The sequence below is a fragment of the Bacillus sp. REN16 genome (genome assembly GCF_020731355.1).
In the GTDB taxonomy this organism is placed as follows: Bacteria; Bacillota; Bacilli; order Bacillales; family Bacillaceae_L; genus Ferdinandcohnia.
On sequence record NZ_JAJFZK010000008.1, the window covers coordinates 181213 to 206225 of the forward strand.

Here is a 25013-nt window from a genome sequence, read left to right on the forward strand (position 1 = left end):
TTCGTGACTCAACAGGGACCTGTCCCTCTGTCCAATAGCATAAAAAAGTGCCTGCATTCCACGGATATATGGAAGCAAGCACTCCTCAATCATAACAGCTATTACTTATCTAAAAAGAATAAGCTTAATTCTGGTACGAAACTAATAATGATAATGTCTACAATTAATATAATTAGGAACGGGATGATAGCCCGCACGACTTTTTCCAATCGAAGATTTGCGATATTGGAAGCTACGAATAAGTTTATTCCTACCGGTGGTGTAATAAAACCAATCGCAAGGTTAACAACGAGGATAACCCCAAAGTGAACTGGATCGATACCGACGGCTGTTGTAACTGGAAGCAAGATTGGTGCCATGATGATAATCGCAGCGGATGTTTCTAAGAATGTACCTACAATCAACAGAATGATATTAATAATAATCAGAACGACAATCGGATTTGATGAAATCTCAAGTAGTGAATTTGTGATTTGAAGTGGAATCTGTTCCCTCGTTAAAATAAATCCAAATATCGATGCACAGGCAATGATAAACATAATAACCGCCGATGTTACGGCTGATTGAATAAAGACCTCCGGTAAGTCTTTCCATTTTATTTCACGATAGATAAACAGACCAACAATCAAACCGTATACGACTGCTACAACCGAAGCCTCGGTTGGAGTAAAAATCCCGCCGTAGATTCCGCCAAGAATGATAACGGGCATTAAAATCGCAAGGATTGCTCGATTAAAAGATGTGAAAACATCACGCATTGAGCTCTTTTCTTCTTTTCCATAACCACGTTTTCTAGAAATAAAGTAAGCAACTACAATTAATGAAAGACCAACAAAAATACCAGGTATTATTCCAGCAATAAATAAATCACTAATCGATGCTCCAGCGATAACACCAAATAAAATCATTGGTACACTTGGTGGAATCATGACACCGATCGTACCACCGGCTGCTTGAATTGCAGTTGAGAAGCTTTTATCATAGCCTTTTTGAACCATTGCCGGGATCATGATCGCACCAACGGCTGCTGTTGTTGCCGCACCAGATCCTGAAATAGCGGCAAAGAACATACAGGTAACAACGGATACCATTGCCAAACCACCATGCATTCTTCCAACGATCGTCATGGCAAAATCAACGAGTCTTTTTGAAATGCCACCAACTTCCATTAACTTTCCTGCTAAGATGAAGAAGGGGACAGCCATTAATGTGAAGGAGTCTGTTGATGTGAACATTTTTTGGACGATAACCATTAATGGAACATTGTCCTGAATCATCAGTACAATCATCGAAGCGAGTCCAAGAGCAACAGCAATTGGTATATTAATAAAGAAAAGAACAATTAAAATTCCAAATAGTAACCAAGCCATCAGTTCTTCGCCTCCTTATTCCATTCAGAAATTACGACATAAAGCAGATTGATTATGAACAGGATGCTAGATATCGGAATAACTGTATAGATATATCCCATCGGTATTTGCAGGACAGGAGACTTCTGAATCATACTGCGTTCGATAAAGTCAAAGCTGTGAATGATGACTTGCGAAAAGAAAAAGATGACAAGAATCGCAATAATCACATTTAGCACTTTTTTTACTTTGGGTCCAAAAGCATCATAAAGAATCTCAACACCGGGGTGTGCTTTTACACTCATTCCATAACCTGCTCCGATGAATGTGGTCCACACAAGTAAATAACGCCCTAATTCCTCTGTCCAAGCTAACGGCTGTTCAAGGACGAATCGGAAGAGAACCTGTAAAAAGACAACAACTACCAAAACAAAGAATAGAACTATTAATATCCATTTAAAAAATCCGTTTATTAAATCTACTACTTTTTTCACCTGTATTTCCCCTTATGGTAAAAAAACTTGGATTGTGCGAAGGCACTCACCAAGTTTTTTATTTAGATTAATTCCCGTTTAAGATTGCATCGATATTTTCTTTACCAAAGTCTTTTTCGTATTTTTCATATACGGATTGAATGGCATCACGGAATGGTTGTACATCAACATTTTCGATTACTTCCATACCCGCGTCTTTTACAACTTGTAAAGAATCAGTATCAGCTTTTGTACTAAGTTCACGTACTTTGTCACCAGCAATCTTTGCTTCTTCCTTAAGAATTTCTTGGTATTCAGCAGGAAGTGTATCAAAAACAGATTTACTAAACATAACAACAGCTGGTGAGTAAATATGTCCTGTTAGGGTCATGTATTTTTGGTTTGAATCAAAAAGCTTATACGTATCTGCGATGATTAATGGATTTTCTTGTGCATCCACTACGCCTTGTTGAAGGGCAGTTAATGCTTCGTTCCATGCCATTGGTGTTGGTTGAGCGCCAAGTGCATTAAATGCATCAAGGTGTATTTGGTTTTCTTGCGTACGGATTTTTAATCCTTTTAAGTCTTCAGGTTTTGTGATTGGGTGTTTGCTGTTGGTGATATGGCGGAAACCATTTTCAGCCCAAGCAAGTCCAACAAGACCAACATCTTCCATACCAGCTAAAAGATCTTGACCAACTTGTCCATCAAGAACAGAATAAGCATGTTCTCTTGATTCAAATAAGAATGGTAAATCAACAATCCCGATTTGTGGGTAGAAGTTTGCAATCGGTGCTGTAGATGAAATGGACATATCAGCTGTACCAAGTGTAAGAGCTTCTGTTAATTCTCTCTCTGCTCCTAATTGGTTCAGTGGGAAAATTTCAATATTAACTTTTCCATTCGTGCGCTCTTTTACATTTTTAGCTAAGTCAAGCAAAGCAAGATGATAAGGGTGTTCTTCAGTTTGAGAATGCCCTGCCTTAAAGTTGTATGTCTTTCCTTCGTCTTTAGCGCCTTCAGATGAAGAGTCGCCTTCTTTACTGGATTCAGTACCTCCACATGCTGCTAAAACTAGAGCAAACACTAGAAATAGTACCATCCATGAAAGTTTTCTTCCTTTCATGATAAAGCCCCCTATTGTCAGAAAATTTTAGATGATATTGAACATTATAACATCTTTTCGATATTTTTCTACAATATTTTATGTTTTTTGATATTTTTTTAAATGGACGCGTTTACAGGAAAAAGTAGGGGTTGTTATTATATTTGAATAGTACTTTCTAGGTTTTAATACAAAAAAAGAGAATCGTTCACTATGAACGATTCCCTATAATGCTATTTCCCAAGCCCTTGTAAGTACTCAACTAACACATTGATTTGATTATCATCAAGTTGGTCCTTGAATGGAGGCATTCCGGCACTACCATTTTTGATTTGTTCAATTAATTTATCTGTGTCTTTAACAATGTCGCTATTCATTAATTTTGGCCCATTGTGTCCGCCTTCACCGTTGTCACCATGACATGCTAAACAATTGTTTTTGTAAACATCCATACCCTCATGGGCTGTTGACTTATCTGTTTCTTCCTTATCTTGCTTCTTATCAGTAGCTGATGGGTCATTAGCTGTCGGTGATTTGTTGATTTTATCTTCAGGTATTTCTTCTAGAGATGCATATGCGCCTTCTAAAGAGAATGTATAAATCTTGTCACCATGGGTAGTTCCAGCAAGTGAGTTACCCGCAGCAAAAATAGAGATATATTGTTTACCATCAATTTCATATGTGATAGGAGGTGCATTTGCCCCCGCGTCCATTTTAAACTCCCATAATTCGTCCCCATTCGTTGCATCAAAGGCAATTACTCGGCCATCATTATGGCCAGCAAACAGGAGATCTCCTTTTGTGGTTAATAGCCCACTATAAGCGATTGTATCCCAATGTTTCTGCCAAACAATTTTATTCGTTTTAATATCCATTGCTGTAACAACACCACGACCAGGTGCCGTTTTTACTGGCTGCCATATACTGCCAAGCCATTGTTCACCTTCTTTGTATTTATTAGCCTCATCACCTTCATGATGTGAGAATGAGAAATACGTATCATTTGCTAATAAGTAAAAAAGCTCTGTATTTGGGTTATAGGCCGATGGTGGCCAGTTTGCTCCACCTTGTGGGCCAGGCTTTAATGTAACAAATTCGTCCCAGAATGGTGTATAGATCGATCCGATTTTTCCTTTCCAACCTTCAGGAAAATCCTTTTTAACATCTTCCTCTGTTACTTCCTGTGGAATAAAAGCATCACCAACAGGGAACGGCTGGGTTGCAGATGTTTTTTGTCTTTCATCTTGGGGAACAGGCTTTTCTTCAATCCCGATAAGCGGCTCACCATTTGTTCGATCCAATATGTAGACCCAACCTGTTTTTCCAGCTTGTGCAATTCCTTTTCGCATTTTCCCATCCATTTCTACATTAAATAGAACGACTGGGTTAGGGGCATCCATATCCCAAATATCATGGTGCACTTCTTGGAAATGCCATTTATATTCACCCGTTTTTGCATCTAATGCTAGAACGGAATCTGAAAATAAGTTATCCCCTTCACGAGTGCTTCCATCAAGGTCTGCAGACGGATTACCAGTAGAGAAATAGATAAGACCTAATTCAGGGTCAATGGCTGGTGTTTGCCATACAGCTGCACCGCCTCTTTTCCAAGCATCGGTATCCTTTGGCCAAGTGTCATGCCCAATTTCATCTGGTCCCGGAACCGTGTGCTTTCTCCAAACCTCTTCACCCTTTTCAGCATCATATGCGGCAACAAATCCACGAATCCCGTATTCACCGCCGGCAATACCTGTATATACCATGCCATTATAATAAAGAGGTGCACTTGTAATGGTATAACCTTTGTTCCAATCTTCCACTGTAGCTTCCCAAATAAATTCGCCTGTTTTTTGATCCAAGGCAATTAATCTTGCATCTAAAGCTCCGACAAATACTTTACCGTCACCTAATGCAACACCCCGACTTGTCCATCCACAGCAGACGGTATCTAAATTGGCAGCTAACTCAGGACGGTATTCCCAAATTAATTCACCCGTTTTTGCATCGATGGCTTGTACGTCATCTGCTCCAGTAATGGTGAACATAACCCCATCATAAACGATTGGTGTTGCTTCACCTGAGTACTTGAATTCATAACCAGATCCGAGACTTGTGACCCATTCGGCTTTTAAACCTTTAACGTTGGACTTAGTGATCTTATCTAATGGAGAGTATCTTCCATTAAAAATATTCCCACCGTTTGTAATCCAATCACCTGCTGGTGCAGCAGTTAAATCATCCCCAGAAAATTTAGGGGCAATTTTTCCTGGGTAGTCCATATGCTGTACCGAAAAATGTTTGTCATTGTCGGCATTTTGATTTTCTTTTACTTGGTTTTCAATGCCTTGTTCAGCCTGTTCTTCCTCGCCGAGATTTTGTGAAATAATCACACCTGCACCGATCGCAATCACAAGAAGCACGGCAATAATAATCCATCCAAACTTACCCATACTTTTAAAACTCCTTTCCATAGTGATAATGGTGATAATTGCTAAAATAGCTTTTTATAATTTGCCCTGCTTTACATAAAATAATCATGTTTTAATAGTGAATTTGAGAGGATAATCAGAGCTTTTTTTAATATTCCAAACAAAACAGGAAAAACTTTCTTCAATTAATTTTGTAAGCAAAATAATTGTCATGTTACTTAATCTATGTTAGATTTAAGTTATGTAACATGAGTGGGAGGATAAACTGATGGAGTTTGTCGATCCAATACGGGACGTAAATAAAATCAATGAAATTAAAGATGTATTAAAAAAACAGTCCCAAAGAGATTTATTGCTTTTTGTTTTCGGGATTAATACAGGGATTAAGGTAAGTGATTTACTCTATTTGCGAGTCAAGGATGTATGGGATGAATCAGGGATGAAGGAATTCCTATATGTGAAGGACACTACAAGCGGGGAAGTAAATGCCTTTTACTTAAACAATATGATTAAAAAAGAACTCAGTGAGTATTTACAAACAATAGAATACGAATACAGTGATTTCTTATTTAAATCAAAAAAAGATAACCAGCCAATCTCTAGACAACAGGCCTATCGGATCATCAATCATGCTGCTAGAGAGGTCGGGATTCCTGGGAAAATTGGCATGCATACGCTTCGGAAAACATTTGGTTATCACGCCTACCTAAAAGGAATTGCAATTTCCATCTTAATGGACATCTATAACCATCATTCCCCATCAGAGACATTCAAATATATCGGAATTAACAAGGAAGAGAAGAGTTTAGTGAAAGTGGATGTTAATTTATAACTTTAATCAGCGAAATCACAGAATAAGTCTAGGGAATGATGTCTTTGACCGACATCGTGTGGGCATAAAAAAGCTCCACCCAAAGGTGGAGTACTTATAAAAAGTCATCATCATCTACATTTGTATTCATATCAACGTTTGTAAAGTCGGTGACGATATCGTCATTCACTTGGACCTGTAACGTTTTCTGGTCTATCATAAATTTAAAAATACCGTTATTAAAGTCGGTGCCAAACTCTTTGAAGAAGATTCCTTCGTAAACAACATCTTTTGTATGCTTAAAGATTAGGCGATATTGATCATCGTCATTAACTAAATATGCACGACAACCCTTTTCAAATTGACCTTCCGTATTTTTAAGAAAACGTGCAACTGAAATGATATGGAGGTCAACAAAAGGGATTTCTTTCAGTAATGAATTTATAATTGAACCTTTCGCGATTTGCTCCCAGCGACTTTGTGCGGTTTGGCCAAGTATAATTTGGGTAATATTTTTCTCCCTGGCAACATCGGCAATCACTTTTGAAATTGGCCTTTTTTCATCGTCCTTCATAATAAATGCATCAGCACTATGTTGGTCAGCTAATTCCTTCCATCGCGTAATATAATTTACTTTCTCAGGATCAAGATCATCGAAAGGTTTCGGGTCTACGGTTAAGATATATAGTGGACAGTCTAGCATTTTGGCAATCTTGCAACCGCGTTGGATAAGCCGTTCACCATTTGGACCATAATATACACAGACAAGAATACTTTCGTCCATGCGTTCTTTTTTCATTCTCATTATTACTCACCTCAGAGTTGATGTGAAATCATTGGCCTAGCCAATTTTCCGTTTCATAAATACCTAGAAAATAAGGAAACCTTATAGAAAGTCCCTCATTCTGCCGGGCTTACATTTAACACACCACCTATAAATTATAAAAGCGCAAGGCGCCTGCCTATCGGTGACAGGCATAAGACGAGCGCTGACAGAAGGTGCAGTTTACCTTCCGAAGCGATTGGCTTATGACCCCGAGCCGATGGCGCCTAGAGCTAGACATTGAAAACTAAGTAAACTATGTATGACTATATCGCATGCCACAAAATGAGTCAATCCATTCAGGAGATTTGTAAAAAATATCCGATTTAAGGAGGGGATTCCATTGTATTGGTTCCATATTTTAATCATGCTGCCATTTATCTTTGCCGTGTTTGTTCCTATATTATATAAATTTATTCCACGTATTCATACGGGCTGGTTCGTTCTCTTCGTGCCACTTCTGATATTTTCTTACCTTATAACATATATTCCCAATATTGCAAACGGGAATACCATCATCTCAAGTTTACCTTGGATGCCTTCCTATAATATCAACTTTACAACCTATATCGATGGTTTAAGTTTAATTTTTGGTTTGTTAATATCTGGTATTGGTGCATTAGTCATCTTATATTCCATTTTTTACTTATCAAAAGAACGTGAAGAACTTCATAACTTTTACGTTTATTTACTGATGTTTATGGGTGCGATGCTTGGTTTAGTGTTCTCCGATAATATATTTGTATTATATGTATTCTGGGAAATGACGAGCGTGTCATCCTTCTTATTAATTGCTTATTGGTATGAGCGTGAAAAGTCACGATATGGTGCACAGAAGTCGATGTTAATTACGATTTTTGGCGGATTGGCGATGCTTGCTGGACTCATTATGATTGCGAGCAGTTCAGGAACATACAGTATTCGTGAAATGATATTGAATGTTGAGTCGATTTACTCAAGTGAATTATTCATACCGGCAATGGTATTAATCCTGCTTGGTGCTTTTACAAAATCAGCTCAATTTCCGTTTAGCATTTGGTTGCCAGATGCGATGGAAGCACCAACACCGATCAGTGCGTACTTGCACTCAGCCACAATGGTAAAGGCGGGCATCTATTTAGTTGCGCGATTAACTCCTGTATTTGGCGGCTCCAGTGTCTGGTTTTGGCTTGTTACGGGTGTCGGATTAATCACCTTGCTTTATGGATCAGTCAATGCGGTACGTCAGACAGATTTAAAAGCGTTATTAGCATATTCGACAATCAGTCAATTGGGTTTGATAATGAGTCTTTTAGGTCTTGGCTCTGCTGCAATGTATTTCGGATTGGGAGACGAAACCGTGATTTATGGGACGGCTACCTTTGCTGCTATTTTTCATTTAGTGAACCATTCAACCTTTAAGGGAAGCCTTTTTATGGTAGTTGGGATCATTGACCATGAGACGGGGACTCGTGATATTCGAAGACTTGGTGGGCTGATGCAGCTTATGCCTATTTCCTTTACGCTTACGGTGATTGGTGGCTTTTCAATGGCAGGCTTACCTCCATTTAATGGTTTCCTAAGTAAGGAAATGTTTTTTGCTGCGGTAAATCATGTTGCAAAAATGGATTTTTTCCATATGGGGACAATTGGGATACTCATTCCTATAGTCGCATGGATTGCAAGTGTATTTACATTCATCTATTGCATGATTCTTGTATTTAAAACGTTTAGAGGGAAAAATAAGCTTGATAAAACCCGAGTAGTCCATGAAGCACCATTAGGAATGCTGATTTCACCAATTATTTTAGGTTCACTTGTCATTCTTGGTTTCTTTTTCCCGAATCTACTTTCGAATTATTTATTAAAGCCGGCATTGACTTCCATATTACCAGTGCTCTCTGAGGCAGAAGTACTGGAACTCAACATAGAAGCTTGGCATGGTTTTTTAAGTCCAGAACTATGGATGACAATTGGCGTAGTTGTTCTCGGGACGATTCTTTATGTCAATCTTAGAAAATGGTACCGAATGTATAATTCCTATCCACAGTCACTGACGATTAACAATCTTTATAATCTTGGATTAGATAAAATGGAGAATCTTTCTGGTTCAATCACCAATTTTTATATGACAGGTTTCATTCGGGATTATTTAGTTTATATTTTTGGCTTCATGATCATAGTTGTCGGAGGGTCGATCTGGTTATTTGATGGAGTTTCCTTTGATTCCTCAAACGATAATCCGGTGACACTATTTGAAATAGCGATTATGATCGCTACGGTTGTTTCAGCGGTTTCTGTGTTATTTTCAAAAACGAGAGTTACTTCCATCGTCGCGGTGGGGGCACTTGGATTTTTAATTGCGTTCTTCTTTGTATTGTTCCGTGCACCTGATTTGGCTTTGACCCAACTTGTTGTGGAAACTGTGACGACTGCTCTGTTCTTGTTATGTTTTTATCACTTGCCACAATTTCACAAGGAAATAACAAGAATCCCATTTAAGCTAACAAATGCGATTATCTCCATCGGGGCGGGAGCGGTAGTAACGATAGTGGCTTTATCTGTGAATGGAAATCGACTGTTTGATTCCATTTCCAGCTACTATGAAAATGCTTATGAGCTTGCAGGTGCAAAAAATATCGTCAATTCAATCCTTGTTGATTTTCGTGGGATTGATACGATGCTCGAGATTCTTGTGTTAACTATTGCGGGTCTTGGTGTTTATTCATTAATCAAGCTGCGTTTAGCAAAGGAGGGATCAGATGAAGGAGCCGAATGATGTCATTATCCGCAGTGTAACGAAGGTTGCCGTAATTATCATTTTTACATTTGCAATCAACCTGTTTATTTCGGGTCACCACCATCCGGGCGGAGGTTTCATTGGAGGCTTAACCTTTTCGGCTGGATTGGTTCTTCTGTTCCTCACCTATGATATTGAAACGGTTCGTAAAAATCTGCCCCTCGATTTTAAAGTGGTTGCGGCAATTGGGGTATTGATCGCAGTAGGGACTGGGTTTGGAAGCATGCTTTTTGGTGCACCATTTTTAACACAAACCTATGGATATATTGAGCTTCCTGTTTTCGGGGAAACAGAGATTGCTTCAGCTGTTTTATTTGACGTAGGTGTCGCCTTGGCAGTCATTGGAACATCCCTCACAATTATTATGAGTATAGGGGATGATCGATAATGGAAACTTTAATGTCTATTCTAGTAGGAATCTTATTTTCAATCGGGATTTATCTGATCTTAACGAAAACTCTATTACGAATCATTTTAGGAACCTCTATACTCGGTCATGGTGTGAACTTACTCATTATCACAATGGGTGGACTTGAAAAAGGTGGACCACCCTTACTGGGAATAAAGGGATTATCCTATGTTGATTCATTGCCGCAGGCACTTCTTTTAACAGCAATAGTTATTAATTTTGCTACAACAGCATTATTTTTAGTGCTAAGTTACCGTGCATACAAGGTGTTAGGCACGGACGATACGAGAAGCTTGAGAGGTAAAAGCGATGGGTAATTTAGTCATTTTTCCAATCATCATTCCCGTTATTATTGGGATGATCTTGGTTATTTTTCGAAATAAAATTACGCTGCACAGGGTGCTTAGTCTTGTTGCAGTAGTGAGTATATTTATCATTTCTTTGGTGCTCATGCATCGAAATAAAATAGAAGGCATTCAGGTCCTACAATTAGGTGGCTGGGACGCACCATTTGGTATAAGTATGGTTGCAGATATGTTAGCTGTAATCTTGGTTATGGTTACTAGCCTTGTAGCATTTTGTTGTCTAGTCTATGCCTTTAGAACAATTGGGAGGGAAAGGGAATCATTTTATTTTTATCCGCTCTTTTTATTTTTAATAACAGGTGTGAATGGTTCCTTCTTGACAGGTGATATTTTTAACTTGTTTGTTTGTTTTGAGGTCATGCTAGTTTCCTCATATGTCTTGATATCGTTAGGCGGGACGAAAATCCAACTTCGCGAATCGATTACGTATATTTTAGTGAACCTGATTTCGTCATTTTTATTTTTAGTGGCAGTTGCCTATTTATATGCGATGACAGGTACATTGAATATGGCTCATCTTTCTGTTCGCATTGCTGAAGTTGGCCAAGATGGCGTCATGACGACAGTAGCAATCCTCTTTTTAATCGTATTTAGTTTAAAAGCAGGTCTGTTTCTGTTCTTTTGGCTGCCTGGCTCATACAGTGCTCCTCCAACAGCAATTGCGGCCATTTTTGCAGCACTTTTAACTAAGGTTGGAATTTATTCGATTATGAGAGTGTTCACGCTCATTTTTTACCATGAGCCAGAGGTGACGCATTTATTAATCGGCATATTAGCAGCTGTTACGATGTTGCTTGGAGCGTTTGGTGCGGTAGCTTATTGGGATATTAAAAAAATCATTACCTACAATGTGGTAGTAGGGGTTGGATTTATTTTAGCTGGGGTAGCTTCACTTACGGCTGAAGGGATTACGGGTTCTATCTATTATTTAATCCACGATATGATTGTGAAAGCACTTATCTTTCTTTTAGGCGGAACGCTTATTTATTTTACTGGAACGAGTAATTTAAAAGAATTCAGTGGGGTTATGCGACTTCAGCCAAAATTCGGCTGGATGTTTTTCATCGCAGCTTTGTCGCTTTCAGGAATTCCCCCTTTAAGCGGGTTCTTAGGAAAAATATTTATCACAGAGGGCACATTTGCCTCCGGTTATTTTTGGCTTGGAGGAATCGGCTTGTTAACTAGCTTGATGGTGCTGTACTCAATTATGAAAATCTTTATGAACGGTTTTTGGGGTCACACAGACGTACCTGAAGAAAGTGAATCCAAATCATTAAAAGGTATGTTACTGCCAATGGGGATTCTTACAGCTATGACAATTACGCTTGGAGTAGGGGCACAAGGGATTAGCGAGTATGTTGATCTTGCTGTTGATGCCATTATGAATCCAAGCATCTATGTTGATGCAGTTTTAGGTGCTTTTACGGAGTAGGGTGTTAGAGGCGGCGGGTGCGTTGCTGCATTCTATATAGGAAAGGGGTGGTATCAATGCCCATGCAGGTTCTTATCAATTTGCTGATCGGTTTTATTTGGATGTTTCTTCAAGATAGTTGGACCGTTCTCACCTTTTTTAGTGGTTATTTATTTGGTTTAATCGTGCTATTTATATTGCGCAGGTATTTTCCGCACCAATTTTATGTAGTGACTTTACTTGCAATTGTAAAGTTATTCCTTGTCTTTATCCATGAGCTATTTACTTCAAGTGTATTAGTTGTAAAACAGGTTATGCGACCTACGATTAACATAACTCCGGGCATTTTCACCCTAGAAACGGAGCTGGAAGGGGATTTGGAAATAACCTTACTTGCGATGTTATTAACATTAACTCCTGGTTCGGTTGTAGTTGAAGTTTCACACGATGAGAAAAAGTTTTATATCCATGCCATGGATATTCCTGAATCAAGTGATGCTGTCATACGCTCGACAGCAAAATTTGAAAAGGCGATAAAGAGGGTGACGCGTTAATGATCAAAACAATTTTAATCATTTCAATGGTTTTTCTTACATTTGCCATTTTTGCAACGATTTATCGCTTAGTGAAGGGGCCATCAGCTTCTGACCGAATACAAGCACTAGATGTACTAGGGATCAATATTATTTCAGGTGTAGCTATTTTTTCTGTGTTTTTAAAGAATAGCGGATTTTTTGAAGTCATTTTGTTAATTGGAATCCTTTCCTTTATCGGAACGATTGCCTTTGCAAGATTTATGGAAATAGGTGTTGTCATTGAGCGACGTAAACAATCCGATTGAGGTAATAGAAGTCCTTGCAGTCATATCTATTCTGGTAGGGGCGATCTTCAGTTTTTTAAGTGCTGTTGGATTGATTCGGTTACCTGACATCTATTCTCGCGCCCATGCAGCATCAAAGAGCTCAACGATGGGAGTGCTGTTTATATTAGTAGGAACGTTTCTATTTTTTATAATGGAAGGTACGTTTAGCATCCGTCTATTTCTAGGAATCTTCTTCGTATTCTTAACAGCTCCCGTCTCAGCGCACGTCATCATGCGCTCTGCGTACCGCTCCAAAGTTCCGCTTGCTCCAATAAGTGTCCAAGACGATCTAAAGGGGATCATTGAGATTGAAGGGGAAAGGGAGCAGTAGGAGATTACGGGACCGCTGTACTTGGGGACGGCGGGTCAGTAAAGTCCTTCATAAGTTCAGAGGTTGGGCAATTTATTGTTTACTTAAATATTCTCATTTGGAAATTAATTTCCGTGATTCAGGCTGTTCCTTTCACTTTGGGATCGGCTTTTTTATCGTGGACATCCAATTTTTGTACCAAATCACCATTTAGCACACATTATCCTGATTCCAGTCATAAACTGTATAAAAGCAGGTCAAATAATGACTGGGAAAGTTGTGATGTGAATTTATGAAAAACAATTCAAACAATCACTACTTATTTAAAAATTTGATGGAAAAACGGATGTCTTTTGAGCGGGTGTTTGAACATATTTTAGATTTCATACGATCAGATCCCAAGGGCAAGTTTAGGCTCATCATTGGCACAGATTCTCAAGTACATCCAAGGCAGACCACCTTTATTACGGGTGTTGTGATACTTAATGAAGGAAAAGGTGTGTGGGCTTGTATTCGAAAAGTGGTTGTTCCGAGGAGGATGGAGCATTTGCATGAGCGGATTTCTTATGAATTATCCTTATCGGAGGAAATCGTTTCATTATTTACAGAGGAAAAGAAAAATCAACTTATCGATATTGTGCTGCCACATATATACGACGGTGCATCATTCACAATGGAGGGGCATATTGATATTGGGGCAGGGAAGAGGAACAAAACACGTGAATTTGTGAAAGAAATGGTCACACGAATGGAAGCGATCGGCGTGGAACCAAAAATTAAACCAAATGCATTTGTGGCTTCATGCTACGCAAACCGTTACACCAAATAAATGTGCCTAAGGTGGCTAGCCCACCTTACCCGGTAAAACGGAATCGGTGCCTGGCACCCAGTGAACGAGCAATCTTAAGCTCTCGCTGGGAATCAGGCACCGATTTTTTTTTAGTTATTTATATACTTTTCAAATACTTCTCCAAAGTCTTTTCTATGATACTGATCGCGTGCTGAGGATAGCCAGGAGAATCCGTATTCTGTTAGTTGCTTGTATTCGTCAGAAAGCTTGATTTCTGCCGGTCTTGAATTATGCAATACAGTTACGGCTTTATCTAGGCTATTGACTGCTATATCATACATCACGTTATTTTCATGGATAACTTCAGAAATATAAACAAGTGCTTTATATAAATCATTTAGTTTTTCAAGCTGTTTTTTATCTACATCAATACTAAAGGCTTGGTTACCTAGATTGAATTTAATCTCGATATCTAAGTCAACTCTGCCAGCAGTTTCAAGAAATACATTTGTGATTTTATGCTGTGAATATGGGTATCGTTTTAACATCCTTTTCGAAGAAACGGCATTGGCACCATCAACATGGATGAATGCAATATTTGTGAAACAATACTCATCTGCCTTCGTTTTAATTAAAAAGTAAATCTTCTCATTATCCTCATGACGTATGTAATCGTCCGCGTCCGTTTTGTCATAGTCCTCTGGGCCAATAATTTTTCCAATGTCCGATAAACCTAATGCATCTGCAGCGAATTTTTTTAACATGATAGCATCCCCTCCATTAAAACTTTAACTCCGACTTCATTATATCGCGTTTGCTGGGTGAATATAACCAGAAATTCACAAAAACACTCCACTTGTATGATGACCATTTAAGCCATAGTGCTTCATTTTTTGTCACCTAAAGAAATGACAACCCAGCTAAAGTTAATCAAAACGTGGTATGTGGAACGGGCGAAGGCAAAGTTGAGGAAATTCTCACACAGGCAATCCGACAAGGGTATGAAGGATTCCTGACCCTTGAACCGCATCTAGTCATGTTTGATTCTCTAAAGGATCATGAACTTGAAGATGCCGCAAATGTGATAAAAGATAACAAAGGTTTAGATGGTAAAGGAGCTTATCAGCTTCAATACGAGGCACTGCTAGAAATTCTTGAAAAAGTAGAAATGAAAGTCGAAAAATGAAAGAAATAGCTCAGCCTATATATGGTTGAGCTATTCTTTCAATAAGTATCAGGAAATCAGGCTTTCCTTTGTGACTTAATCAAATTCCGAATAACACTTATCAAAAAAATCAATGGAATGTATCCATATATGAATAAGGTGCCACTATACTTCACGATTTTTCTAATTAACTGGGTGTAGTACAAATCGATTAGGAAACTATTGGTATACAAATAAAGGGCGAGCAAAAAGAGTAGGATGTATGTCGGTTTTATTTTAGGAAGTGTAAATTTAATGGACCTCACAGCAGACCAAAGATAAATACAAATGACCGGCATAATCACTAAAAGCCATGTAAAGATAAATATAAATTCAAAGCGCTCCAAAAACGAGAATTCAATAATCTTAATCATCGTTAAGGTTGGCCATGTTAAATGCTGAAGTTTGCCTTCGGTAAAGAACATGAACGTGACGATGGTTATTACTGTATACATGATCGTTGTAAGGAATAAAGCAAAATGCCCCCATTTACTCGCCTTTTTTCCGTTCTTTAAGAAGGGGAAATAAATAAGTGCTGTTTCAAATCCTAGGAATAAAGGTACAGATTCTTTAGTGGAAATATAGTGCTCTTTTAACCCATATTTAAAGGGTGGTAAAAGGTAAGATATTTCGAGATATTGTATTAAATACAATAAGGAAAGTAACAAGAAAGAAGGTATAACCACACCCCAAAAGGCAACCCCGGTAATGCACCTAAATCCGCCTGCGACAAGATAAAAAATGAGAATACATAGAACCAATGCATATTCCCAGCTAGCTATTCCATCAAATACCCAAACTTGGAGAGCATCGATATATGAATATAAAACAGATACGCCAGCTACAGAAAAATAGCAAGCCAATAATATATTCAATGCCCCCCCGAAAAATTTGCCGAATATATCCTTGTGTAATGAAAGAATATCGCCGGCGGTAGATTGTTTTATGATATATAACATCATGAAAAAGATAAGGTGTGTACTTAAACCTACTACGAACACGGATAACCATGCATCATAGCCGGCTCCTTGGGCGATAGATCTTTGATATTTTAAAAGGGTTATTCCAGTTTGGGAACCATGAAATAAAAAGAATAGGAAAAAGGGTGATACTAATTTATTTTCGCTCATTTTACTATTCATAATGGACCATCCTAGTCTAGCTAGCCTTGAAGGCCGGAATGTATGAATTCCAAATTCACGTGAACATTTACTGGTATTGAAGGGTAAAGTTCATAAAATGATTCTTCATTCCAGTCCTTATCTTGTGAACGAACAATATTTCCGATTCCTAAGGGATCAACCCCTTTTTCTTGAAAGGTAGTTATTAGATCCTCTACATCTTTTTTTACGTCTTTCGCAATAATTTTCTTTAACGTTACAATATCGTTTGTGTTTGTTAAATCATACCGTTGTGGGCGATGGGTTATCGTCCAGATAAGATTCATCGTAAGATTTACTTGTTGTTTGCTTTTTATCCATTCCCATGTGTTTCTGCTTCGGAAACCTTGGACAACGATTGCTTCCTGCCGATCTTCATTTTGAAAATCAATTTCAAACATTGCTTGTGTCCGATAATCTTTAAGAATCGAAAATATAAAGGTTTGTTCCACGTTTAAATGAAGCTTGAACGTATCATCTTTAAAAATTCCAACTTTATCCACTTGGATCTTTCCGTTTTTGTCAATTGTTATCATTGGTAAATATGGATCCATTCCTTCTCCATAAAAATGATTTAAGAAGACGTGGAGATTCATGGTTGGAATTATTTGTCCTGTCATATTTTGTTTGATTTGATCGGCTAATGTTAGATCTCCTTGTTTTTTCAAGGCTTTAAGTGATTCCTCAGCAGAGTGAGTGGAAGCGACAATTTGAATATTCGTTCCGATTTTTGGATTCACAAGAATACGATCTACCACATCACGAATTCCAGCCTCAGAATAGTCTTTTCCTAAAACCAATACCCTCGTTTTGGCTAATTCAACAGGAGTACTCGTATGAGTTGCCATCCTATGTGATAATATAGCAGCTACATCCGCTTCTTCTTGTAAATACTCAATTTTATCGTTTGTCTTACTTTTTGTATATTCGGGAATAAGGGCAGTTCCAATCAATTCCCCCCTATCATTTAAGTCAAATCCAAAGACATGAATAATGCTTAATTTGTCGACTATTCTCATTCTTGTACAGCCAACAAGGGTTACCAAACAAGCAAATACTAAAAATAATATGATCGCTTTTCTCCACTTGTCCATATTTTCAATCTCAGCCTTTTTATCATATTTTACTCTGAATTTAGACCATCTTCAGAATCTTGATTTGCAGCGGGCTTAAATCTAATAAAACTTAAAGGTCGATAAAATGATTGGCGTTTTCCATCCCCTTCGTAACTCGGTCTAAAAAATGAATAAATGACGCCCCCTTTTCGGTAGGGGTAAAGTGGTACTAAATATGGTATACCAAGTGATTTTAAACGTAGTAAGTGCCCAATTAAGAATAATATCCCTACATAAATCCCCAACCCTCCCCAAATGGCAGCGAGAATAATAAACGGATATCTTAACAACCGTACCGCATTTGACATTTTATATATCGGTGTTGTAAATGAAGATAATGCTGCTAGTGCAACAATGATTAACAAAATATTACTTGTTAGTGCTGCTTGAACTGTCGCTTGTCCAATTACGATACCCCCAACAATCCCAAGAGTTTGCCCAATTTTTGTTGGAAGACGGGCTCCTGCTTCTCTCAGAAGGTCAATAGTTACCTCTAAAAATAATGCCTCTATAAATGGAGGGAAAGGAACATTGGCCCTCGAGAAAATAAGTGGACCTAGTAAATCCTTCGGTATCACTTCAAAATGGTAGGTTAAAATCGCCACATAAAACGCAGTGGCAAAAATGGAAAACAACATACCAAATATGCGAATTAATTTAAAAAAAGATGCAATCACGGTAGGAATATAAAAATCCTCTGGAGTTGAGAAAAAGTCCATCAGTGTAACAGGTCCAATTACAGCATAAGGGGATTTATCACACATCATTATAATTTCGCCTTTTAAAAGTGCTGCTGAGGCACGATCGACTCTTTCAGTTGAAATAAATAACGGGAATGGTGAACGAGAGTGATCAGAAATCATTTGTTCCAGTTCAGTACTATCGAATACACTATCCACATCAAGATCCAATATCCGTTGTTTCGCTGTATTGATATACTGCGGATTCGTTACTCCTTCTATGTAGGCAACGACGACAGTTGTATTGGACCTAGTACCAATCGTGAATTCCTCAATAATCAAGTCTGTTGTGGCTAACGTATCCCTTAATAAATGAAGATTAGAGTTAAGGTCTTCGATAAATCCTACCTTTGGACCAATGACACTAAATTCATTTTCTGTTTCATTTGTTTCACGCTGGCCAAGTCTTGAATTTCCAATGTTCAGCAGGGCAATTTCATCTAACTGATTTTTAAAATAAGCAGCAACTGCACCTAAATGTAATCCTTTTTCAAGGTCCTGCGCACTTTTTATAAATTGAATATTTTCAATCGGAATAATATTTTTTAAATCAGAAAGCTGCTTTACATCTGTAATTTTTTCCTTCAATGTTACTAAAACAGACTGTTGAAGGGTATTCATATCAACCATCGTACTAAAAAAGCCAATTTCGAAAAGTTCATAAGACAGGACAGGGGAGAATGTTGTAAAATCAGCTGACTTTTTTGACTGTTGAAAGACTTCAGCAATCGTTCGCTCTTTCGTTTCATAATGTGACGGCAAAACTTTTCGCTTCATACATCCACCCCCATAACAGGTTAAAAATGGTCATTTTAGTATGAAGCAACTTTAATGGAATTATGTACCTAATCGAAAATAAAGGTATTTTTTGATATTTGTCAGTTTCGTTTTGAAATATTTTCGGCATATTGGGGGATATTACCACTTATGAAGGCGAGGAAGTGGATGGGGGAAATCCTTATACATCATGAGAAACTATACGAATGATAATACGGCAAGGCGTTATATAGCGGATGTCAGTATGTTTGGTACAGCTATCATTTATTTGAGAAACCCATATATTATGGGCTGGTGGTCGGCTGCTTTTCCGGGCTTCGGCCACATTATGTTAGGTAAATTTCATAGGGGTTACCTCCTTATTATTTGGGAAATTATTATAAATCTTAAAGCAAACATAAATTTAGCAATGATCCATTCGTTTCACGGAAATATTGAGGTGGCTAAGGATATATTGGATACAAGATGGCTTCTCATTTACATCCCTGTATATATATTTAGTGTTTGGGATAGCTATCGTTCAACGATTGATCTGAATAGGATCTATATCTTGGCTGACCATGAAGATCATCGTTTTAACACGTTTAGTATGGGCGCGGCAGGTATGAACTACTTAGATAAAAGAAATCCGGTATTGGCTTTTGTATGGTCGGTTTTTATGCCAGGGCTAGGGCATCTTTATAACCATAAGACGATTTCAGCCTTCTTTATCATCATTTGCAGCGTCGTCTTTTTTTATTTTTCTCATGCACTTGAAGCGGCCTCTTTATTGTTTCTAGGGAAAATAGATGAAGCCACAGCAGTTTTGGACCCAGAGTGGTTTATGTTCTTGCCATCTGTTTTTGGGTTTGCGATATATGATTCTTATATAAATGCTGTTGAAAATAATAACCTCTATGACAGGGAACAGCGTAAATACCTACGAGAAAATTATCAGTCTAGCCAATTTCAAGTTCTAAAAGGACAAAAAGTGAAGTGATATGAATGCAGTTGTTTGCAACATTTGATAGCCATGGCTATCTTGAAATAGCAATCGCGGCAATAGAAAAAAAAGGGATCAAGAGCGAAAACATTTTCGCTGTTCCGCTTGATAATCGAACTGAGGACCTAAAACTATTTGATACCTTGCACCGGTCAGATGGAACCACCCTTATTGATATTGGGGTGGCACTTGCTACTGCATTTTCCGTAATTGGCGCAAGCGTCGGGTTCAAACTGACTTGGGGCCCCATCTATTGGGGGTTAATTGGTGCTGCCATAGGATTTATAGTCGGGCTTTTAATTAGGTTATTCGTGGAAACAGTCTATAAAAAGAAAAAAAGATTAAAAAAAGGGAAAATCGCAGAAATCATCCTCATCATTGATTGTGAAGAAACAGAAGCGAAACAAGTCGAGTCTATTTTATGGGAACATTTTGCCATGGGAGTAGCACTAATTCAATAAACATGGTAACGCTCATTTAAAGATCCAATGAAACAATATTAAAAATCAATGTAATTCGGTTATCCCGTAATTACACTGATTTTGTTGTTTACTTATTGAACGTCAAATTCTGCCGAAATCATGATTTCAGTTCCGTTTGTGGTTGGACAAGATAGTGTCTTAACAATTCGATATTCCCCCTGCGGTAGTTCCAAATTCAAATGAGTGAGCCAATAAACTTGGGTCACACTGCTATTTTCATTTAATATAAACCCAATGTCGGAGAATCCAGTGTAAATATAAAAAACAGATTCCTTAAAAATCACACCGAACCATTGTCCATTATGCTTTTTCTCTATATAAAAGAAATGGCCGTACGCACATGCGTAACGATTGGTATTTTTTATAGTGGCAAAAATACTGGACGGAGAGGAAGAATAGGAAGTATCCGCTAGCGTTATCTTAATCCCCTTTTTGGAAGAACCTAACTCCTGAATTGGAGCAGGTTCCTCATATGTGAGCGCCGAATTCTGTGGATTACATGAGGATAATATAATAAATAAAGTACTGATTAGAATATTATGAGTTGATTTCATTCCAAGGTACCTCCTTTAAAAGGATGATAACCATAGGCTGGCAGCTAAAATGAATCCAAAGCCCATATGGTGTAACGCTGCCCGATTCATACCCTTGACCTCATCACTGCGGTTTGCACCGGGTTTGTAGGACATATTTAAGCGATATGCTAGCGGTAACGCCAGAATAACAGCAACAGTGAACAGTGGTAGAACATCGATACTAACTAGAGTAATAACCCAGAGATAAGCGAGAGATAGTAATATTGTTAATAACTGTGAGGCACGGACACGTCCAATGAACATCGGAAGTGTCTTGCGGATTCCTTTATCCTTTTCAAGGTCGCGAATATTATTTGATAGAATCATAGAAAAAATTAAAAACATAAAGGGAACAATGACGGCTATGATTTCTATATCAAGTCTGTGTCCCTGAATGATATAGGAAAGAACCCCTGGAACAATCCCCATGCAAATCGCTGCATCGATTTCTCCTAAAGCAATGGAACATAAAGGGCGTGGACCGGCGGAATAGCTGAGCCCTATTAAAAATCCAAAACCACCTACGGCTAGAATCCAATAAGTACTTTGGGATGCAATCCAAATACTGATTCCAATCGTGATTAGGATCAGGACTGTGGCCACATAAGGAATAGTATGATAATTTGGACCCTTTCCAAATAAGGGATCGCCAGGGCGTACCCATTTTTCATGATCTTGCCCCTTTTGATAATCCAAATAATCATTTAGCATATTCATCGAAAATTGAACAAAAAGCCCAGCGATGATAATTGCGAAAAATAAATCTAATCTAACTGGCCCTTTTAAATAGGCTAAAGCAGTCCCGGCAAGTACAGGGCTTACGGTTCCTGTAAAGGTCATCGGACGTACAAGCTGAAACCAGGAAGTACGATAGGTAAGGCGTTCATGCTTTTCGTGGATAAAGTGAATTTGATTCATGCCCATTTTCTTATTCCTCCTTTATCAAAATAAAATCATCAAAGCTAGAAGCGCGACAAATCCAAAAACCTCAATCGATTCAACTGCTGCTGTAAGGAATAAGGCTTTATATAAGGGTTTAGCGTTTCCTTTTTCGGCAAGCTCCCAAATGGAGTCATTAAAAAGGACCTTCATTGTTTGCCTGTATCCAACGAGTACTCCCCAAGCCAATGTAATGATTCCGATTATGAATGCTGCAAACCAGATGTTACCGTAGCGTGTATGCCATACATCATGCCAGCTATCAATCGGGCCAGCAACAGTTCCAAGTAGAATTCCGGTGATAATAACGACTGCACCTATAAGTGTAAATTTCCAGTGTGAACGTTTCATGAGCGTTTTAAGGAAAAGACGCTGTTCTGGAACCTTCAATATATTTAGAGCCGGAAAAACACCCCAGCCCATAAACAGCAAACCGCCCACCCAAATAATCGCGAGCAGAATATGAAATCCCTTCAATAAAAGGTACAATTCCCAAGACATTTTTATCACCAACTGCCTTTTTCTTCATTATAAAACGGTCTAACTTTAAAAAATGTGACCTGCATCAATTTTGAGAAACTGTCACATTTTCGCCTCAAATTAAAGGAGGGGATTATTATTGCTTTTGTACAAGTTTCCCTGTCAAGGACGCAAATATTGTGCCGAAAATGCAAAAGGTGGACCGAAGAAGCAAATATTGTGCTGAAAATGCAAAAAGTGGAACGGGGACGCAAATATTGTGCCGAAGATGCAAAAGGTGGACCGATTAGAAGCAAATATTGTGCTGAAAATGCAAAAGGTGGACCGAAGAAACAAATATTGTGCCGAAGATGCAAAAGGTGGACCGATTAGAAGCAAATATTGTGCTGAAAATGCAAAAGGTGGACCGAAGAAACAAATATTGTGCCGAAGATGCAAAAAGTGGACCGAAAATGCAAATATTGTGCTGAAGATGCAAAAGGTGGACCGAAGAAGCAAATATTGTGCTGAAGATGCAAAAGATGGACCGAAGAAGCAAATATTGTGCTGAAAATGCAAAAGGTGGACCGAAGAAGCAAATATTGTGCCGAAGATGCAAAAAGTGGACCGAAGAAGCAAATATTGTGCTGAAAATGCAAAAGGTGGACCGAAGAAGCAAATATTGTGCTGAAAATGCAAAAGGTGGACCGAAGAAGCAAATTTTGTCCCGAGGATGCAAAAAGTGGAATGAAGACTCAAATCCGTGAATATGCCACCTTTGATAAGCAAGATTCAGTGGATTGTTAATACTTTCTAAGGCTATAAGAATTCCAAATTTACAGTTTGTGCTTTATACTGGGTTAGTATGTTGTAAAATAGGATAGAAATGGACTATACTTATATTTTTTATGAAACCCGATAACTAAAATGAATGAACCCAATATAGATAACTAGTTTTAACCGAGGGAGGAACAATAATTGGCACTAACAAAACCAGAAACAATGATTGTTGAGATAAAGAGTTTAGATGAAAAGGGATCAGGGCGGGGAAACGTCTGGCGCGAAAATGAGCATGGTAATAAAAAGAAGCTAAAGCTCACAATTCCACAAACCCTTATTGGTGAACAAGTTCGTGTCACAGTTGATCAGCCTGACCGCAAACGAAGAAGAGTCCCGGCTGGTGAAATCCTTACATCAAATGAACAGCGAATTGCACCAGCTTGTCCACATTTTGAAAAATGTGGCGGTTGCGTATGGCAGCATTGGGACTACAATGGTCAGCTTCAGTACAAAACCGATTATGTGAAACGGCAAGTTGAATCACAGGGCTTCGATCCGGACCTTGTTAAAGATACCATTGGCATGGACGAACCTTGGCGTTACCGTAACAAAATGGAATTTACATTCTCACCTGATGGGGCACTTGGTTTACATGAACAAGGAAATTTCCGAAAAATCATTTCCCTTGAAACATGCCTAATCGCAGGTGAAAAAATGGTGGAAGGTGCGATGGAGGTAGCTAAGTGGGCTAAGGACCATCGCCTACCAGGTTATAACAAAGATCAGCATGAGGGACTTCTTCGCCATCTGATGGTGAGACAATCCTTTGCAACTGGTGAAATCATGCTTGCCCTTTTTGCAACCGAAGCACCAGAGGGGAAACTGCAAGAAGCGGCGGATGATTTAGTCAAACGCATTGAAGAAAAATTCCCAGAGGTAAAAAGTTTATTATGGCTTGAAAATACAGATTGGGCGGACCGCACGCAATCTGAAAAGACACATGTATTAGCGGGTCGCGATTTTATTTACGACGAAATGGATGGATATCGTTTCCGCGTTTGGTTTGATACATTCTTCCAAACAAATCCAACCCAAGCTCAAAAATTAGTTGATCTAGCGGTTGAAATGGGCGAGCCGAAGAAAACCGAAAAAATGATTGATCTTTTCTGTGGTGTCGGCACATTTTCATTGCCGTTCGCAAGCCGGGTTGAAAAGCTTGCGGGAATTGAAATCGTTGAAAGCTCGATTGAATCTGCTAAGAGAAATGCAAGTGACAATGGTTTATCTAACACTTACTTCTTAGCCAAGGATGCGAGAAAAGGAATCGACGAAGTGCTTGAGAGCTTTGGAAGACCTGAACTGCTCTTACTCGATCCTCCACGCTCAGGAGCTGGCGGCAAGGTAATGAGAAGAATTGGCCGTTCACAGCCAGAAAGAATCGTCTATGTTTCATGTAATCCAGAGACTTTCGCAACGGATATTAAAGAACTTGAACCATTCGGATATACATTAAAAGTTGTGCAGCCAGTGGACCTATTCCCCCATACTGTGCATGTTGAAGCCGTTGCATTACTTGTAAAAGAATAATCAGATGCCTGACCTCCTGTATTGGGGGTGGGCATTTTTGGTTTTCGGCTAATATGAAGGACAATTTCCCCATGATTTTGACTCGGAATGTCCTTCATCGAGGTTATGAAGGACCATTCGACGGTGAATTTACTTTGAAAAGTCCTTCATCGGGGCTATGAAGGACAAATTGGCTCGGGTTTTTCTTCATAATGTCCTTCATCGGGGTTATGAAGGACTTTACGACAGCGATTCCACTTTAAAAAGTCCTTCATCTGGGCCTGCCAAACTCGGAGCCTGAAACTTTTTTTTATTTCC

Annotated in this window: 26 protein-coding genes; 14 read left to right on the forward strand and 12 right to left on the reverse strand. The window is 38.6% G+C overall.

All coding sequences use genetic code 11. The features are described from left to right. Window positions 1-101 precede the first annotated feature (101 nt). The 4 genes from LKW28_RS13235 to LKW28_RS13250 form a co-directional block, all read right to left on the reverse strand. Window positions 102-1370: a TRAP transporter large permease gene (locus LKW28_RS13235; RefSeq protein ID WP_229140842.1), complete on the reverse strand. Its 1269-nt coding sequence runs from the start codon at window positions 1368-1370 to the stop codon at window positions 102-104. Then, window positions 1370-1843, reverse strand: coding sequence for a TRAP transporter small permease (locus LKW28_RS13240; protein ID WP_229140843.1), 474 nt, complete (start codon window positions 1841-1843; stop codon window positions 1370-1372). The genes LKW28_RS13235 and LKW28_RS13240 overlap by 1 nt, the downstream gene beginning before the upstream one ends. Before the next feature lie 67 nt (window positions 1844-1910). After that, window positions 1911-2948 carry a TRAP transporter substrate-binding protein gene (locus LKW28_RS13245; protein WP_229140844.1) on the reverse strand — a complete coding sequence of 346 codons (1038 nt, stop codon included), beginning with the start codon at window positions 2946-2948 and terminating at the stop codon, window positions 1911-1913. 212 nt (window positions 2949-3160) lie between these two features. Then, the gene (locus LKW28_RS13250) at window positions 3161-5377 is read right to left on the reverse strand and encodes a PQQ-binding-like beta-propeller repeat protein (protein ID WP_229140845.1); all 2217 of its coding nucleotides are present in this window, start codon (window positions 5375-5377) and stop codon (window positions 3161-3163) included. A 247-nt stretch (window positions 5378-5624) separates the two neighbouring features. Here LKW28_RS13250 and LKW28_RS13255 point away from each other — a divergent pair, with 247 nt between their 5' ends. Next, on the forward strand, window positions 5625-6188 hold the full coding sequence (locus tag LKW28_RS13255) for a tyrosine-type recombinase/integrase (protein ID WP_229140846.1): 564 nt from the start codon (window positions 5625-5627) through the stop codon (window positions 6186-6188). 94 nt (window positions 6189-6282) lie between these two features. Here LKW28_RS13255 and LKW28_RS13260 read toward each other — a convergent pair whose 3' ends face one another. Next, window positions 6283-6972 carry a universal stress protein gene (locus LKW28_RS13260; RefSeq protein WP_229140847.1) on the reverse strand — a complete coding sequence of 230 codons (690 nt, stop codon included), beginning with the start codon at window positions 6970-6972 and terminating at the stop codon, window positions 6283-6285. A 361-nt stretch (window positions 6973-7333) separates the two neighbouring features. Between LKW28_RS13260 and LKW28_RS13265 the strand changes: the two genes are divergently transcribed. From LKW28_RS13265 to LKW28_RS13300, 8 genes are all read left to right on the forward strand, one after another. Then, the gene (locus LKW28_RS13265) at window positions 7334-9748 is read left to right on the forward strand and encodes a Na+/H+ antiporter subunit A (protein WP_229140848.1); all 2415 of its coding nucleotides are present in this window, start codon (window positions 7334-7336) and stop codon (window positions 9746-9748) included. Then, a complete protein-coding gene (locus LKW28_RS13270; RefSeq protein ID WP_229140849.1) occupies window positions 9732-10157 on the forward strand; it encodes a Na(+)/H(+) antiporter subunit B in 426 nt (141 codons plus the stop codon). The genes LKW28_RS13265 and LKW28_RS13270 overlap by 17 nt, the downstream gene beginning before the upstream one ends. Next, window positions 10157-10495 carry a Na(+)/H(+) antiporter subunit C gene (locus LKW28_RS13275; protein ID WP_229140850.1) on the forward strand — a complete coding sequence of 113 codons (339 nt, stop codon included), beginning with the start codon at window positions 10157-10159 and terminating at the stop codon, window positions 10493-10495. Before LKW28_RS13270 ends, LKW28_RS13275 begins: the two co-directional genes overlap by 1 nt. After that, window positions 10488-11975, forward strand: coding sequence for a Na+/H+ antiporter subunit D (locus LKW28_RS13280; protein ID WP_229140851.1), 1488 nt, complete (start codon window positions 10488-10490; stop codon window positions 11973-11975). The genes LKW28_RS13275 and LKW28_RS13280 overlap by 8 nt, the downstream gene beginning before the upstream one ends. Window positions 11976-12031: 56 nt before the next feature. After that, window positions 12032-12508 carry a Na+/H+ antiporter subunit E gene (locus LKW28_RS13285; protein ID WP_229140852.1) on the forward strand — a complete coding sequence of 159 codons (477 nt, stop codon included), beginning with the start codon at window positions 12032-12034 and terminating at the stop codon, window positions 12506-12508. Further along, a complete protein-coding gene (locus LKW28_RS13290) occupies window positions 12508-12795 on the forward strand; it encodes a Na(+)/H(+) antiporter subunit F1 (protein WP_229140853.1) in 288 nt (95 codons plus the stop codon). Before LKW28_RS13285 ends, LKW28_RS13290 begins: the two co-directional genes overlap by 1 nt. Next, entirely contained in the window at window positions 12770-13147 is a 378-nt protein-coding gene (gene mnhG, locus LKW28_RS13295) for a monovalent cation/H(+) antiporter subunit G (RefSeq protein WP_229140854.1), read from the forward strand. The genes LKW28_RS13290 and mnhG overlap by 26 nt, the downstream gene beginning before the upstream one ends. A 271-nt stretch (window positions 13148-13418) precedes the next feature. After that, complete coding sequence (locus tag LKW28_RS13300; RefSeq protein WP_229140855.1) at window positions 13419-13955, forward strand: ribonuclease H-like YkuK family protein; 537 nt, start codon at window positions 13419-13421, stop codon at window positions 13953-13955. Window positions 13956-14065: 110 nt separating this feature from the next. On the opposite strand, the gene LKW28_RS13305 is transcribed toward LKW28_RS13300, so the two are convergent. Then, window positions 14066-14680 carry a PH domain-containing protein gene (locus tag LKW28_RS13305; RefSeq protein ID WP_229140856.1) on the reverse strand — a complete coding sequence of 205 codons (615 nt, stop codon included), beginning with the start codon at window positions 14678-14680 and terminating at the stop codon, window positions 14066-14068. A gap of 173 nt (window positions 14681-14853) precedes the next feature. Here LKW28_RS13305 and LKW28_RS13310 point away from each other — a divergent pair, with 173 nt between their 5' ends. Continuing rightward, window positions 14854-15102 carry a hypothetical protein gene (locus LKW28_RS13310; protein WP_229140857.1) on the forward strand — a complete coding sequence of 83 codons (249 nt, stop codon included), beginning with the start codon at window positions 14854-14856 and terminating at the stop codon, window positions 15100-15102. A 56-nt stretch (window positions 15103-15158) separates the two neighbouring features. Here LKW28_RS13310 and LKW28_RS13315 read toward each other — a convergent pair whose 3' ends face one another. Genes LKW28_RS13315 through LKW28_RS13325 form a run of 3 tightly spaced genes read right to left on the reverse strand, consistent with a single transcriptional unit; the run spans window position 15159 to window position 18912 of the window. Beyond that, window positions 15159-16262 (reverse strand): GerAB/ArcD/ProY family transporter, encoded by a 1104-nt coding sequence (locus LKW28_RS13315; RefSeq protein ID WP_229140858.1) that lies wholly within the window; start codon window positions 16260-16262, stop codon window positions 15159-15161. Between the two features lie 20 nt (window positions 16263-16282). Then, window positions 16283-17374 (reverse strand): Ger(x)C family spore germination protein, encoded by a 1092-nt coding sequence (locus LKW28_RS13320; RefSeq protein ID WP_229140859.1) that lies wholly within the window; start codon window positions 17372-17374, stop codon window positions 16283-16285. Between the two features lie 29 nt (window positions 17375-17403). Then, window positions 17404-18912, reverse strand: coding sequence for a spore germination protein (locus tag LKW28_RS13325; protein ID WP_229140860.1), 1509 nt, complete (start codon window positions 18910-18912; stop codon window positions 17404-17406). Window positions 18913-19102: 190 nt separating this feature from the next. Here LKW28_RS13325 and LKW28_RS13330 point away from each other — a divergent pair, with 190 nt between their 5' ends. Then, a complete protein-coding gene (locus tag LKW28_RS13330; RefSeq protein ID WP_229140861.1) occupies window positions 19103-19891 on the forward strand; it encodes a hypothetical protein in 789 nt (262 codons plus the stop codon). Window positions 19892-19896: 5 nt separating this feature from the next. Continuing rightward, on the forward strand, window positions 19897-20355 hold the full coding sequence (locus LKW28_RS13335) for a hypothetical protein (protein ID WP_229140862.1): 459 nt from the start codon (window positions 19897-19899) through the stop codon (window positions 20353-20355). 92 nt (window positions 20356-20447) lie between these two features. Here the strand turns inward: LKW28_RS13335 and LKW28_RS13340 are convergent, their stop codons facing one another. From LKW28_RS13340 to LKW28_RS13350, 3 genes are read right to left on the reverse strand one after another with little or no spacing between them, the layout of a single operon-like run. Next, the gene (locus tag LKW28_RS13340) at window positions 20448-20930 is read right to left on the reverse strand and encodes an immunoglobulin-like domain-containing protein (protein WP_229140863.1); all 483 of its coding nucleotides are present in this window, start codon (window positions 20928-20930) and stop codon (window positions 20448-20450) included. A 15-nt stretch (window positions 20931-20945) separates the two neighbouring features. Further along, window positions 20946-21875, reverse strand: a complete 930-nt coding sequence (locus tag LKW28_RS13345) for a prenyltransferase (RefSeq protein WP_229140864.1) — start codon at window positions 21873-21875, stop codon at window positions 20946-20948. Between the two features lie 18 nt (window positions 21876-21893). Next, the gene (locus LKW28_RS13350) at window positions 21894-22391 is read right to left on the reverse strand and encodes a hypothetical protein (RefSeq protein WP_229140865.1); all 498 of its coding nucleotides are present in this window, start codon (window positions 22389-22391) and stop codon (window positions 21894-21896) included. A 238-nt stretch (window positions 22392-22629) separates the two neighbouring features. Between LKW28_RS13350 and LKW28_RS13355 the strand changes: the two genes are divergently transcribed. Both LKW28_RS13355 and rlmD read left to right on the forward strand, forming a co-directional pair. Beyond that, entirely contained in the window at window positions 22630-22920 is a 291-nt protein-coding gene (locus tag LKW28_RS13355) for a hypothetical protein (RefSeq protein ID WP_229140866.1), read from the forward strand. 431 nt (window positions 22921-23351) lie between these two features. Continuing rightward, window positions 23352-24716 (forward strand): 23S rRNA (uracil(1939)-C(5))-methyltransferase RlmD, encoded by a 1365-nt coding sequence (rlmD, locus tag LKW28_RS13360; RefSeq protein ID WP_420708875.1) that lies wholly within the window; start codon window positions 23352-23354, stop codon window positions 24714-24716. Window positions 24717-25013 lie beyond the last annotated feature (297 nt).